General features: G+C 50.6%; 14 protein-coding genes. 10 read left to right on the top strand and 4 right to left on the bottom strand.

Going from position 1 to position 12,929, the window contains the following annotated elements; translation table 11 throughout:
* Positions 1-297: 297 nt before the first annotated feature.
* The 3 genes from UNDYM_RS15660 to gloB all read right to left on the bottom strand — a co-directional run bounded on the left by UNDYM_RS15660 (position 298) and on the right by gloB (position 3,034).
* Entirely contained in the window at positions 298-873 is a 576-nt protein-coding gene (locus UNDYM_RS15660) for an elongation factor P (RefSeq protein ID WP_110254008.1), read from the bottom strand.
* A gap of 115 nt (positions 874-988) precedes the next feature.
* A complete protein-coding gene (gene earP / locus UNDYM_RS15655; protein WP_162041856.1) occupies positions 989-2,185 on the bottom strand; it encodes an elongation factor P maturation arginine rhamnosyltransferase EarP in 1,197 nt (398 codons plus the stop codon).
* A gap of 36 nt (positions 2,186-2,221) precedes the next feature.
* Positions 2,222-3,034: a hydroxyacylglutathione hydrolase gene (gene gloB, locus UNDYM_RS15650; protein WP_232063503.1), complete on the bottom strand. Its 813-nt coding sequence runs from the start codon at positions 3,032-3,034 to the stop codon at positions 2,222-2,224.
* Here gloB and UNDYM_RS15645 point away from each other — a divergent pair.
* The 4 genes from UNDYM_RS15645 to UNDYM_RS15630 all read left to right on the top strand — a co-directional run bounded on the left by UNDYM_RS15645 (position 3,012) and on the right by UNDYM_RS15630 (position 6,183).
* Positions 3,012-3,791, top strand: a complete 780-nt coding sequence (locus UNDYM_RS15645) for a class I SAM-dependent methyltransferase (RefSeq protein WP_162041855.1) — start codon at positions 3,012-3,014, stop codon at positions 3,789-3,791. The two genes, gloB and UNDYM_RS15645, sit on opposite strands and share 23 nt — an antisense overlap.
* Entirely contained in the window at positions 3,779-4,213 is a 435-nt protein-coding gene (gene rnhA, locus UNDYM_RS15640; protein WP_162041854.1) for a ribonuclease HI, read from the top strand. The genes UNDYM_RS15645 and rnhA overlap by 13 nt, the downstream gene beginning before the upstream one ends.
* An 84-nt stretch (positions 4,214-4,297) precedes the next feature.
* Positions 4,298-5,122: an AraC family transcriptional regulator gene (locus tag UNDYM_RS15635; protein WP_162044646.1), complete on the top strand. Its 825-nt coding sequence runs from the start codon at positions 4,298-4,300 to the stop codon at positions 5,120-5,122.
* Between the two features lie 92 nt (positions 5,123-5,214).
* A complete protein-coding gene (locus UNDYM_RS15630; protein ID WP_162041853.1) occupies positions 5,215-6,183 on the top strand; it encodes a DMT family transporter in 969 nt (322 codons plus the stop codon).
* An 87-nt stretch (positions 6,184-6,270) separates the two neighbouring features.
* Here the strand turns inward: UNDYM_RS15630 and UNDYM_RS15625 are convergent, their stop codons facing one another.
* Positions 6,271-7,071, bottom strand: a complete 801-nt coding sequence (locus UNDYM_RS15625; RefSeq protein WP_162041852.1) for a MipA/OmpV family protein — start codon at positions 7,069-7,071, stop codon at positions 6,271-6,273.
* Positions 7,072-7,488: 417 nt separating this feature from the next.
* Here UNDYM_RS15625 and UNDYM_RS15620 point away from each other — a divergent pair, with 417 nt between their 5' ends.
* Genes UNDYM_RS15620 through UNDYM_RS15595 form a run of 6 tightly spaced genes read left to right on the top strand, consistent with a single transcriptional unit; the run spans position 7,489 to position 12,847 of the window.
* On the top strand, positions 7,489-8,523 hold the full coding sequence (locus tag UNDYM_RS15620) for a ferritin-like protein (protein WP_162041851.1): 1,035 nt from the start codon (positions 7,489-7,491) through the stop codon (positions 8,521-8,523).
* A 17-nt stretch (positions 8,524-8,540) separates the two neighbouring features.
* Positions 8,541-10,244, top strand: coding sequence for a PQQ-binding-like beta-propeller repeat protein (locus UNDYM_RS15615; protein ID WP_162041850.1), 1,704 nt, complete (start codon positions 8,541-8,543; stop codon positions 10,242-10,244).
* Positions 10,237-10,776 (top strand): manganese efflux pump, encoded by a 540-nt coding sequence (locus UNDYM_RS15610; protein WP_162041849.1) that lies wholly within the window; start codon positions 10,237-10,239, stop codon positions 10,774-10,776. Before UNDYM_RS15615 ends, UNDYM_RS15610 begins: the two co-directional genes overlap by 8 nt.
* A gap of 17 nt (positions 10,777-10,793) precedes the next feature.
* Positions 10,794-12,095 carry a sorbosone dehydrogenase family protein gene (locus UNDYM_RS15605; RefSeq protein WP_197740910.1) on the top strand — a complete coding sequence of 434 codons (1,302 nt, stop codon included), beginning with the start codon at positions 10,794-10,796 and terminating at the stop codon, positions 12,093-12,095.
* Entirely contained in the window at positions 12,092-12,316 is a 225-nt protein-coding gene (locus UNDYM_RS15600; protein ID WP_162041848.1) for a hypothetical protein, read from the top strand. The genes UNDYM_RS15605 and UNDYM_RS15600 overlap by 4 nt, the downstream gene beginning before the upstream one ends.
* 33 nt (positions 12,317-12,349) lie before the next feature.
* Positions 12,350-12,847 (top strand): lipocalin-like domain-containing protein, encoded by a 498-nt coding sequence (locus UNDYM_RS15595; protein WP_162041847.1) that lies wholly within the window; start codon positions 12,350-12,352, stop codon positions 12,845-12,847.
* Positions 12,848-12,929: the final 82 nt, after the last annotated feature.

The following is a 12,929-nucleotide window of genomic DNA, read 5'->3' as shown; positions in this document are numbered from 1 at the left end:
GAGCGTCTTCCAGGCGCTGGTGGATGGGAATTTATTCTTTGCTATTTATACCATATTCGACAATAGTTTAAGCGAGTGATAGTAAAAAGAATTTGAATATTAGTGATGTTACCAAGTATTGTCAAATGACTAAATTGTGACCTTGCTTTTCAGGCGTATGATGGTTGATAAAAAGACCATCTTGTCTCTGTCAGTCTATGTTGGGGGAGTGGAACGCTGCCGTCATGCAAATTGCTGGACGAAAAAAAACGCCGCTGTATCAGCGGCGTTTTTCGCAAAGTCTTTACGTCTTATTGCTTAGTTACGTACGACTTTTTTGTATTCATTAGTGCGTGTATCGATTTCGATCATGTCGTCCTGGCTCACGAACAGTGGAACTTGAACGATATGGCAGTATTCTTCGATCGCGTTTTCGATCTTGGCTTCTTTCAGGACGTTGCCTGAAGTGTTGCCTTTAACTGCTGGCTCAGAGTAAATAACCTGACGAACGATCGTTGTAGGCAATTCAACAGAGATCGCTTTACCGTCGTAGAAAACGGCTTCACATTCCATACCATCTTTCAGGTAGTTGATGGATTCGCCCATGTTTTCTGCTTCGATTTCATACTGGTTGTATTCTTGATCCATGAATACGAACAGTGGGTCAGCAAAGTAAGAATAAGTAACTGGTTTTTTGTCCAATACAACTACGTCAAACTTGTCGTCGCCACGGAAGACGTTTTCTTGTGGGCTGTTGGTCAACAGGTTTTTCATTTTCCACTTGTAAGTGAAACCTGTACGGCTGGAGCCGTTGACATCAGAGCGCAATACGATCATTGGTTTGCTATCGACCATAATGATGTTGCCAACACGAATTTCTTTTGCAAATTTCATAGCGAGTATACGTAAAAAGTAGGTTGCATAAAAATCATCTGTTGCCTACTGGCAAAAAATCACCGCAAGCCCACGTTTGATTGAGATTTAAAACAGGTTAAAAATTAACCCAACATTATACTGCATCTTTTTGGCTTGCCACCCTAACTGCATTGACGAACTTCAATAAATTGCCCGTCATATCCCCATTTTCGCGCATTTTTTCCTGCCAATTGCCAGAAAGCTGTGCAATTTCAGGGAGGTCGGCTTGAAAGGCCTGCCATATTTCCGCCCAGTCCAGTGGCGGGTGGCTGACGCCATTCCAGGCATGTGACAAGGTAACCAGGCTTGCCGAGACAGATGTAGTGGTTTTTAAAAATGCCTTCAATTTCACATGATGCAGGTTTTCATCCTGAGGATAGATATGCCAGATGAAGGGTCTATTGGCCCACTGCGCCCGCACGAATGAGTCTTCACCACGGACAAAGTTGATATCGCAGGCCCACAGCAATTTATCGTAATCTGCCTGGGGGATGAATGGCAGTACACGCACAGTCAATGCACCTTGACTGCCACTGACACCTGCTTTGGATGCCTGCCCCAAAAATGCTGCTATTGCTTCACTGGCGACGCCTTCAGGCACCAGGCAAGTCATGGCCTGGTCAGCCTTTTGCCATATCTTGAGTAAATCAGCCACAGGTGCATGTGGGTAGCAAAACAGCGATACTTTTGTGCTCTTGATCTCAGTTTCAGTCAGCCCCAATTGCTGCAAGAAGGCAGCGACGGCCTGAGTATCAGCTTGAAATGCAGCTCTTTCGTGGTCCAGGCTGGCTTCGCGCAACAAGCCACCAGTTTTGTTATTGAAGCCGGGAAAAAAGAAATGCTTGGTCAATGACAAGGAAGGATGGGGCGAGGGCAGGGTATGGCAGCCTTCTACCCATTCCTCTGCCGTCAAGCCTTCCAGATTGAGCCAGACCGGGCGTGGCTCACACTGTGCCATGGCCTGGATATAGCCTGGCGGTATGTCGCAGGCAAAAAACTCTATGACGATATCGGCAATGTCAGCAACTGTAAATGTGCCTTGCTGATCGCGCCAGTATCTGACGGTAACGCCCGCAATTTCCTGCACTTCGGCATCAATATTCACTGGTGGGCAGATGCGCTGGAAGCTGCGTAAATCATCTACCCATAACGTGACGGCGATGCGATGTTCTTGCTGCAGTTGCCTGGCCATGCGCCAGCAAATGCCTATATCACCAAAGTTATCGACAACCTTGCAAAACAGGGCCAAAGATTTTGCTGCGTGAGTCGTATTTATTTCTGTTAAATGCATTGCAATGTGTTTTTAAAAGCGTACCTGAAAGCGAACTTAAAAGCGGTTTTTCCATTCACGCAAGGCAGCGAAATGGCTGACATCATTTTGTACGGCAGGGATTTTACCGCTTTCCAAAAGGCGGCTGATGACTGTGCTTTCGCGGCTGCGCAAGAATGGATTGGTCTGTTTTTCCAGGCTTATCTGGGTAGGCACCGTAGGTATGCCTTGGTCGCGCCTGGCTTGTTCGCGTTTGATGCGCTCCAGCAAATCCTGGTTATCAGGCTCTACCTCTTTGGCAAAACGCAGATTGGATAGCGTATATTCATGGGCGCAATATACTGCCGTATCATCGGGCAGGGCAGCCAGTTGCTCTAGCGAATGCAGCATCTGTGCGGGCGTACCTTCAAACAGGCGGCCACAGCCGCCGGCAAACAGGGTGTCACCACAAAACAGCCAATGCTGCTCAGGGGCGAAATAGGCAATATGACCCAGTGTATGGCCGGGAACGTCCAGCACCTTCAACTTTAAGTTGATGCCGGGCACGGTCACTACATCATCTTGTTGCAGCTTTTGCGTGACTACGGCGATCTTGTCATTGGTGGGGCCAAATACGGGCACTGCAGCGTGTTCGAGCAGACGTGGCACACCGCCAATATGATCGGCATGATGATGAGTGAGTAAAATAGCGGACAATGTCAGTTGATGCTGCGTCAGGGCTTGTAAAATTGGCATGGCATCGCCAGGATCAACGACGGCAGCATGCTGGCCGTCATGGATAATCCATAGATAATTGTCGTCAAAGGCGGGGACAGTCAATATACTCAGGGAATTCTTCATATCAGGCATGGATGCTTTGGAAAAAAACATTATAGACCTTGGAGCATGGTTAGAGCTGCCGGCAGGTAGCTATATCCGTCAATGGGAGCAGGCCATGCTCGATAAATTGACGGTCGATATCTTTGGTTTCAATGCCTTGCAGATAGGTTTGCCGCAAATTGATGCGCTGGCAGCCAGTCGCATGCCACATCGCTGGCTGACCAATTCCCGTATGCCTGACGAAAACCAGCCGGGGCAAAAGCGACCTGTTGTGGTCGTGCATGATTTTGCTGAGCTGCCTTTTGATGCACACAGCATAGATTTGATCGTCTTGCCGCATGTGCTGGAATTTGCTGAGGAACCACACCAGATATTGCGCGAGGTGGAGAGGGTATTGATACCAGAGGGCCGGGTTATCATCACTGGCTTTAACCGTGCCAGCCTGTGGGGGGCAAGACAGGCGACCGGACGTTTGAGCAAGAATTATTTCCTGCCCAAAGAGGGTGAGTTCATCAGCCCGCCGCGTTTGAAGGACTGGTTGAAGTTATTGAATATGGAAGTGGGTAGCAGCGATTTTGGTTGCTATGCTCCCCCTTTCAAATCGGAAAAATGGTTGCAACGCTATCGTTTCATGGAAAAAGCAGGGCAACGCTGGTGGCCTTATTTTGGCGCAGTGTATATATTGCAGGCCGTGAAAAGAGTCAAAGGCATGCATTTGATAGGACCGGCATGGAAACAAAAGCGGGTATCCAGTACACATGCCTTGCCAGTTGCAAACAAATCAAAAAGTATCAAATGGATAATATAGAAATTTACACAGACGGTGCCTGCAAGGGTAATCCTGGCGTTGGCGGCTGGGGCGCTTTGCTGGTGGCAGGTAATAAAGAAAAAGAATTATTTGGTGGCGAAAAAGAAACCACCAATAATCGCATGGAATTGATGGCAGTGATACAGGCTTTGGGCGCATTGAAGCGACCCTGTCATATTACCCTGCACACCGATAGCCAGTATGTATTAAAAGGCATCACCGAATGGATCACAGGCTGGAAAGCCAAGGGCTGGAAAACAGCCTCCAAGGCACCAGTGAAGAATGTCGATCTGTGGCAGCAACTCGATGCTGCACGTACCATCCATGAAATTGACTGGCGCTGGGTGCGTGGCCACACCGGCCACCCTGGTAATGAAAGAGCTGATCAACTGGCTAACCGTGGTGTTGAATCAGTATTGTAAAAGCGCACAAAATATCTCATGGACAGAGCAAACATTCACACCAGCATACAACAAGGCCTTCATCACAATGACGGCGCTTTGTCCATGCCTGGTGTGCCTGAAAGCTTTGAACATGTGAGTGACCGTGCTGAATTCAAAAGGGCGCAACATCGCCCAGGTGTGGAGTTATACCGCGCCCATATAGTCGCCCATGCCTTTGAACCGCATACGCATGAAGCGTTTGGTCTGGGTTCTATCGCCAGCGGGGTAGAGCGTTTTCGTTATCTCGGTAGTGATCATCTGGCTCCGCAAGATTCAGTCGTGATGATGAACCCGGATGAATTGCATACTGGCAGGGCAGAAACTGATACCGGCTGGCGTTATCGCATGATGTACATCGATCCTGATGTCGTGGCCGAAGTCACGGGTGAGCAAGGCTGGTGGTTCAGGGATGCAGTCGCGCACGATGCCAGAAGTGCGCGCAAGCTGGGTGTCATGCTGGAGCAAATCTGGCAAGCCACTGACAAGCTTAGTTTTGACAGTCTCTTGTTTGATATCCTGTCTGAATTCAAACGCTTTGCCAGTGCGCCGCAAGCACCAGCGGGTCTGGCGAAACAACGTTTTGCCACGGTGCTCGATTATATGCGTGCCAGCATGGCAGAGCGAATCAGCCTTGAGCAACTGGCACTGGTTGCCGGGCTTAGCCCCTTTCATTTTCTGCGCAGCTTCAAGGCGCAATATCATGCAACACCGCAGCAAATGCTGATGGCCTTGCGCCTCTATGAAGCCAAATGCCTGCTGAGCAAGGGTTTGCCACCGGCACAGGTGGCGGCCGCAACTGGCCTCACAGATCAGTCACATTTGAACAAGGCTTTTGTACGTCGGTATGGTGTGACACCGTCACGTTATCAACAGCAAATGCGTGCATAGCCCGCACTTCAAAAACTGCCCACAAGCGCAATCTGGTACAAGACTGCTTTCCCGCATTGTTTTAAGCTGATTTTTTTCAGAGGATGAACAGTATGGGTATCGGCGTTTTATATGCGATGGCAGCAGGTTTGATGTGGGGGCTGGTATTCATCGGCCCCTTGCTCTTGCCTGAATACCCGGCTGCCTTACAATCATTTGGCCGCTATCTGGCATTTGGCCTGATCACTCTCCCTATCGCCTGGATGGACAGGCGACAATTGCGTTTGTTGAACAAGTCAGATTGGATAGAGGCGCTGAAGCTGGCAGCAGTCGGTAATATTCTGTATTACCTTTGTCTGGCCAGCGCGATACAGCGTTCAGGCGCACCATTGCCTACCATGTTGATAGGTACGCTACCTGTCGTCATCGCCATTACCGCCAATTACCGCAATGCACAGCGCGACGGCAGCATCGCCTGGCGACGCATGTTGCCATCACTATTGATGATTTTTGCTGGTGTTGCCTGTGTCAATAGCGTGGAAATAGCGGCATTGCAGGCAGCTTCAAACAAAAATATCCAGACCTATATCATCGGCGGCCTGTTTGCCCTGGTTGCTGTTGCCTGCTGGACCTGGTACCCATTAAGAAATGCAGACTGGCTACGTCATCATCCTGACCGCAACCCCAGGGTCTGGGCCAGTGCTCAGGGCGTTGCAACCTTGCCGCTGGCTTTGCTCGGTTACACGGGATTATGGATATACATGGGCGTGACTGGCCAGGATTTTTCCATGCCATTTGGCCCGCGGCCGCAATACTTCATCACCCTGATGCTGATCATCGGTTTGTTTGCCTCATGGCTGGGTACGATGTGCTGGAACCAGGCCAGCCAGCGCTTGCCCACCAACCTGGCCGGTCAGCTCATCGTATTCGAGACCTTGGCCGCACTGGCCTATGCCTTCATTCTCAATAAACGCATGCCAGAACCCATGGTTTTGCTGGGTATCGTTTTATTGATTATTGGCGTGATGACTGCCTTGCGTGCCAAACCGGCGACAGCCTCAGTTTCATCTCCTGCACATTAATGACCATGGCCCTGATGATCATGTTTCTATCATCAGGGCCATGGTATTTTTGCTCAAGCAAGAGTCAGGTCATGCACGTCATGCAAATCAGAAAGCGTAATTGACGGTAGTCATCAAGATTGGGCTGGTTTTCTTTTTCGTCAGCGGGCTGTCAGCAGCATCACCCATCACTTGCGATACTCCGGCGGCACTGCGTACAGACCAGTTTTTATCGATTACATGGGTCCATGCAACTGTTGCCATCGCCTGTGAGAAACCTGCTTTAGGAGCAAATGTTTTATAACCGGAATTGGTGCTTTGTGTCGGCGTTACGCCAAAATAAGTCTGGTTATATTTCGCATCGCTGTAAGTCAGGTTACCACCAATTTCTACCCTGTCTGTTGCTGTCTGGAATACAGGTGCTGCCAGACCAAATTTGTAGGCATTGCCATTCTCTCTGTGCGAAAGTGCCAGGTTAGCATCTACGCTTGCCTTGATCCCGGGACCAAATGTTGTACCTGCATGCAGGTTGACTGTTGCTGAGCCAGAGATATTGCCCATGCCTTTCAAGTCATCTGAGCTGAACAGGGATTTGGAATCGCGTGAATCTTCACGGCCTGGACGATAACCCAGAGCTGCGCTGAATGAGAAATCATCTACTTTCGTACCGAAACCCACGCCACGCATGGTGCTGGCAAAGAAACCGTTCTTGTTTTGATATTCACCATAGATAGCTGGGCCAAAGCGATTTTTCTTTGCACCGATGTACTCGGGTGCGTAGAACACACCGGCACCGACCACGGCAGTTGATTCTGGTTCTTGCGCCGTTTTGTCCTGTGCCTGAGCAGAGAATGACATGGCCATCAAGCTGGAGAAAGCAATAGCTGTCAGTGTAAATATGTGTTTCATGGTGATCCTTTAATCAATAAAAGCTAAACAGTCCTCGCAGCATTTGCGCCGCGCTGCTACTCCCCGGCGGAGAGCACGGAGCGAAGTCTCGCAAATATAAAAAAACTATGCCAATGGAAAATCGCAGGCTCTGTCTGCATGCACAAAACGTATCGAATTTCAGTACTTTTGACGAGATTGACTTCTGCAAGGTTTGCAAAGAAAGGCTTTCAGTTGTGATGCAGATAAGCAGGTCAAATACTTGTTCCCGCATGAAAGAGACAGGATTGTTAAATTTTATTTGTTTTTTAGATAATCACTTGCGCAATTTGCAATCATGATGGATGATGTTAAATAGGCTAGTAAAAATGTTAAATATGCCATCCATATTCAGGCTGGCATTTCGCGTCAATGGACTGTTACCCGTCGGGAGAATTCATGATTCGCCTCAAGCACCTGTTAATAGAACACCGTGACAATAGTTTTGATCACAGGCTCAAGCTGCTCAAGCATTCCCTGCAGACAGCCATAGAGCTGGAGCATTCGACCATACCGCCTTATCTGTATGCCTTGTACTCGATCAAGACAGACCAGAATCTGGAGGCCGCCCATCTCATTAAATCCATCGTCAAGCAGGAAATGCTGCACATGTCGCTGGACTGCAATGTCCTCAATGCCATAGGCGGGCATCCAAAAATTGATCATCCGCGCTTTATTCCTCACTATCCTGGGAACTTGCCAGGTTCGGTCGAGGACAGCCTTATCGTGCCTCTGGCTGCACTATCCAAGCAATTGCTGCTCGACGTGTTCATGGTGATAGAGGAGCCGGAAAAAACCGTGGATGGCGATACGCCACCAGCAGACGGCGTGACCATAGGCGAGTTTTATGCACACATAAAAAAAGAGATATGTGAATTGTCGAAGATGGGCAATATCTTTACCGGGCCACCAGAAAAACAATTGGTGACGGGTTTCAGGGAATTGCAAAACAAGGGTGTCTATGATGAGGAAACGGCACTGGCGGCGATAGACATGATCGTTGAACAGGGTGAAGGCAGTGATATCAGCCCTCTGGACCCTGAGCATGAACTCGCGCATTACTACAAATATGCAGAGATTTATCATGGCCGCAAACTGATCGCCAACCCCACACCAAAACCTGGCCAGCCAGCTTGGGTATTTGAAGGCCACCGCATAGAGTTTGATGCTGGCGGTATCTACCCCGTCATCAGTAATCCAAACCGGCATAGCTATGCTGGCAAGCCGCGCATTACCGATCTGAACCTGACTTTCAACAGCACTTACTCTGACATGCTGCGCAAATTGCACAATGTCTTTAACGGCCAGCCTGACAATCTCGCACTGGCCTTGCTGTCCATGCAATCGCTCAGAGAGCAGGCGCAGTTGCTGATGACGCAGGAAGTCGTGCCTGGCCAGACTGCCGGTCCCACATTTGATTATATTCCCGCCTGATATTCTGGAGAGCAGCAATGACGCAAACTAACTGGTGGATGTTCCATGGCGATACTGCGCACACGGGTGAAGTGCAGGGCAGTGATATCAGTCGTGACACACTTGATCAATTCAAATTACTGCACGATATAGCCATCCCTGGCCCGGTCTTGTCCGTGCCTGCGATTGTTGATGGTTATCTGTACGTGGGCCTGGCGAATAATCATGAACTGCCTGGTGCGAATGGTGGCAAGTTCATGAAAATAGAATTATCCAGTGGCAGGACAGTGGCGCATTATGAATGGCCGATAGACCCGACAGAGGGTGATACGCACGGCTTCATGGGTATGGGTTGTACCCCGGCTGTGTGGGACAATAAAGTCTATTTCAGCGCCTTCAATGGCAAGTTCTATTGCCTGAATGCGACAGACCTGAGTTTGAACTGGGTCGTGGATTTGCGCCATGCTGATCCTGATTTCAACCAACCTACATCCAATCTCGGCGATGTGTCAGCAGGCGTGCCTGCAGCGGGCTGGTCATCTCCGGTGATTGCGGCTGCAGATGGCCCTAATGCTAATGGCCTTGTCTTTGTTGGCATGGGGGAAGGCGAAAACCCCGGCTGCTTTGGTTTTATCTATGCCATGGACGCGCAGACCGGCCAGGTGCAATGGATATACTGCACCTGCCAGTACGAAGAAGGTGTGCCCAATTTGCCGAACGTCTTGCCGCCAGAATCTGTGAGCGGCGCTTTGCCAGCCATGTATTCCATCGGGCCAAATAATCCTGCCATACGCGGCGCCTCGGTATGGTCATCAATTGCCTACGACGAGCGGCTGGATCGCCTGTACTGCGCAACCGGCAACCCTGTGCCTGACAGTGCATTGCCCAGCAAAGGTTTTTCCAACGGTATATTGTCGCTGGATGCATCCAGTGGCCAATTCCGTGGCTTTAGCCAGCCACCGGCAGAAAGCAGTTATCGTGCTACTGATGTCGATGTTGATTTTGGTGGCTCACCGACATTGATGACGATCAATGGCCGCCGCATCGTCACTGCTGGTTGCAAGAACGGTGGTTTCTTCAGGTTTGATGCAGCGACACTGGAATTGCTGAACTGGCGGCAACTGCTGCCTTATTACAATGATGGTTCCCAGATACCCACGGTAGATCCGCACGTGTCACCGAATGACCAGCGTATGGACCCCTATGTGCCGAATCAGGAGTCAGATGAAGAAGACCAGGAAAATTATTCCGGCACTTACAGCACGGCAGCAGTGCACACTGCGCTGGGTCGTTTATTCATCGGTGTGGGTGGCAATAATTATCACAATGTCGAAGCTGGGATTGATTACCGCACGACCCCTTTCATGCGTGCCCTGGATTGGGAAACCCTGGAAGATGCCTGGGCCATGGATGACCGTGATCCGCGTCTGTACATAGAGTCACAACCACCGATGTATCGCACGCCTGGTGAATCCGGTTTGAGTTCACCTGTTGTCGTCAATGACCTGGTGTTCTTTTCCACCTCCAAAGTGGCTGTGTATGCCTTTGATGTCTATACCGGCAAGATGTTGTGGAAGGATGATCTGGGTGACCAGACTGGTGGCATGAATGGCGGCTATGGCTATTGCCTGGGGCCGGCAGTGGCAGGCAATTACATGGTGGCCGGTGCGTTGGTATTCGGCAAGCAGGGTGGCGTATTGCGCATTTATGGTTTGCAGGACAAGGAGAAGCAACATGCTTGAGGTCATCTTATTTGGTATTGTCGCTGGGCTCGACAATTTGCAGGCCAGCACTTCGCTGGGGCTGTTACCCATGCAACGCAAACGCATACACATGCTGGCGATTGCGTTCTGTGTCTGTGAAATGGGTGCGGCCATCCTTGGTCTGATGCTCGGGCATGGCCTGATCAGCATGCTGGGGCCGCTTGCCTCGACATTTGCACCATTTGCGATGCTGGTTTGCGGTGTGATTATCTTGTGGCTGGCTTACAGAAGTGAAGCCAGGGGCTTGCCGCAATTTGTCAATCACCCAGGCTTTTTGCTGGGCTTGCCACTGGCGCTGAGTCTTGACAATGTCGTCGCTGGCGCAGGTGTCAGCTTTTCCAGTGCACCCGTGTTGAATTCGGCCATTATCGTCGGTGTCATCAGTGCAGGCATGGCTTGCTTTGGCCTGTATTTCGCCAACTGGATACGTAATTTTTTGCCCAAGCGTGTGGAATTGCTGGCAGGTGCTTATATGTGCTTTCTGGCAGTACGCATGATGTATAACGACTGACGATTGGGCGCTTGAGTATGCCAAAAGACCAAAGCGAGCGCACGGCCATGCATGCCTATGTGCGCCATCTTAATTTTCCCAGCAGTGTGGCTGTTTCCCCTGCCGGGCAGGTATATATTGCAGAGACGGGTTTGCCATTTGATGGTGCTGCCAAAGGCGGGCGGGTACTCAGTGTCAATGATGATGGCAGCGTCCAGGAATTATTGAATAATTTGCGCCAGCCAGTGAATGGTCTGGTCTGGCATGACAACAGCCTTATTATCTCTGAAGGCGGTTACCCAGGCCGCATTAGCCGCCTTGATATTCATAGCGGTAACTGGACAGTGTTGCTCGACGATTTGCCCGGCTTTGGTAATTACCACACCAATATGGTGGCGGTAGGGCCGGACAATAAAATGTATTTCGGCCAGGGTGCCATGACCAACAGCGGCATCATAGGTACGGATTCGCACGACCTGGCCTGGCTGCGTGAAACCAGGCATGCGCCAGATATACCCGGCTATGACATCGAGCTCAGTGACCATGTAGCGACAGTCACAGCCCCTGAAGGTCAGCAGATATCCTCCAGCGCATTTGCACGCTTTGGACAAGTGCACGCAGGTGGAACCCGCTTGCAAGGCCAGACTCCATGCACGGCCAGCATCATGCGTTGTAATCTGGATGGCACAGGCCTGGAACTGGTGGCCTGGGGCATACGCAATGCCTTTGGTTTGCTGTTCCTACCGGATGGCAGACTCATCGCAACGGAGCAGGGCACTGATGTACGCGGTGTACGGCCAGTCTGGAATTGCCCTGACTTTCTGTTTGAGGTGAAAACGGGAGCATGGTATGGCTGGCCAGATTATCTCGGCGGCTTGCCTATTAACGCACCTGTTTATCGTAATCCGCAAGGTGAAGGCCAGGCCTTTGTGCTGGCTAATCATGCAGAACTGCCAGCGCCAGAAATACCTTTGCTGGCCTTCGACGTCAATGCCTGTGCCGTGAAAATGGCGCAAATACCTGCCGGGCTGCGCCATGCTGGTGATCTCATCGTCGCGCAATTTGGCGATGAGCGTCCGATGACCGGGCCGCCGGGGCCAAGAGTAGGGCGTAATCTTATCCGTGTAGATACCAGCGACTGGAGCAAGCATGCATTGCCGGCTTTGGCGTCAGTACCATGGCACCGGCCCATCGATGTCGCTTTCTCGCCAGATGGTGCATTCATGTATGTGGTCGATTTTGGTGACTTTGAATTCACCGCAACAAAAGATATACGCGCACGCGCCGCTAGCGGCTGTGTCTGGAAAATTTCTGTCAATAATATGGAGCTGACATCATGAGCCAGGTTTCATTTGAAAAAGATATTGCGCCGCTGTTCAATCAGTTTCGCGCATCCATGATGTGGCGGCTGGACCTGACCAAATATGATGATGTCAGGCTTAATGCCAGCATGGTACTGAACCAGTTACAGGGCGGCATGCCGCCACCGCCTTACCCGCCTTTTACCAAAGAACAGGTTGCGATGTTCCAGACCTGGATTAATGAAGGTTTCCCCAAATAGCTTGTACACACAAAATTGTGGAAGGAAATTCACATGAGCCTCAATGCACAAACCCTCATCGGTAGCTGGGAGATGGTCGAAGCCTGGGATATAGGTGACGACCCCAGCGACCCGACCAAGAAAACCTATCCCTGGGGGAATCCGTCAGCCGGTTACTGGGTGTATGACAAGAGCGGCCACTTCAGTCTGATGATCTCGCAAAACCCGCCGCTGGCGATACCAACAGACCCTTTCAGCGGCCAGCCACAATCATCCTGGCTGACACCGCAAAAGCCCTGGGAGGTACCACATTCCCTGCTGATAGACAGCTTCGCCACCGCCAGCCCGTATGCTTATTTCGGCACCTATACAGTAGAGATGGATACCAATCACCCGCATCTGGGCGGCACGATCATCATGAACGTATTTGCCGATGTCATGCGTGCCTATACCGGCACAGTGCAAAAACGCAGCTTTGTGTTTGATGGCAAGGATTATCTGAATGTAGGTACGCCAGGCCAGTACTTGCGGCGCCTGAAACGGCTGACATGATTTTAAGCATGTGAGCATGCAAGTCTTACCCGGGCCTTACCCTGTTGCAAAGCAAGGTAAGGCCCGGTTTTCGATTGCCCAG

The organism is Undibacterium sp. YM2 (assembly GCF_009937975.1).
GTDB lineage: Bacteria > Pseudomonadota > Gammaproteobacteria > Burkholderiales > Burkholderiaceae_D > Undibacterium.
The sequence above is the reverse complement of the archived record's forward strand: the minus strand, read 5'-3'. Positions and strand labels throughout refer to the sequence as shown.

Bases quoted from the DNA above. Each gene is read 5' to 3' on its own strand.
- earP (WP_162041856.1), bottom strand. From the start codon at position 2,185: ATGCATTTAACAGAAATAAATACGACTCACGCAGCAAAATCTTTGGCC.
- UNDYM_RS15635 (WP_162044646.1), top strand. From the start codon at position 4,298: ATGCCTGGTGTGCCTGAAAGCTTTGAACATGTGAGTGACCGTGCTGAA.
- UNDYM_RS15615 (WP_162041850.1), top strand. From the start codon at position 8,541: ATGACGCAAACTAACTGGTGGATGTTCCATGGCGATACTGCGCACACG.
- rnhA (WP_162041854.1), top strand. From the start codon at position 3,779: ATGGATAATATAGAAATTTACACAGACGGTGCCTGCAAGGGTAATCCT.
- UNDYM_RS15600 (WP_162041848.1), top strand. From the start codon at position 12,092: ATGAGCCAGGTTTCATTTGAAAAAGATATTGCGCCGCTGTTCAATCAG.
- UNDYM_RS15620 (WP_162041851.1), top strand. From the start codon at position 7,489: ATGATTCGCCTCAAGCACCTGTTAATAGAACACCGTGACAATAGTTTT.
- UNDYM_RS15605 (WP_197740910.1), top strand. From the start codon at position 10,794: ATGCCAAAAGACCAAAGCGAGCGCACGGCCATGCATGCCTATGTGCGC.
- UNDYM_RS15660 (WP_110254008.1), bottom strand. From the start codon at position 873: ATGAAATTTGCAAAAGAAATTCGTGTTGGCAACATCATTATGGTCGAT.
- UNDYM_RS15625 (WP_162041852.1), bottom strand. From the start codon at position 7,071: ATGAAACACATATTTACACTGACAGCTATTGCTTTCTCCAGCTTGATG.
- UNDYM_RS15630 (WP_162041853.1), top strand. From the start codon at position 5,215: ATGGGTATCGGCGTTTTATATGCGATGGCAGCAGGTTTGATGTGGGGG.
- gloB (WP_232063503.1), bottom strand. From the start codon at position 3,034: ATGTTTTTTTCCAAAGCATCCATGCCTGATATGAAGAATTCCCTGAGT.
- UNDYM_RS15595 (WP_162041847.1), top strand. From the start codon at position 12,350: ATGAGCCTCAATGCACAAACCCTCATCGGTAGCTGGGAGATGGTCGAA.
- UNDYM_RS15645 (WP_162041855.1), top strand. From the start codon at position 3,012: ATGGATGCTTTGGAAAAAAACATTATAGACCTTGGAGCATGGTTAGAG.
- UNDYM_RS15610 (WP_162041849.1), top strand. From the start codon at position 10,237: ATGCTTGAGGTCATCTTATTTGGTATTGTCGCTGGGCTCGACAATTTG.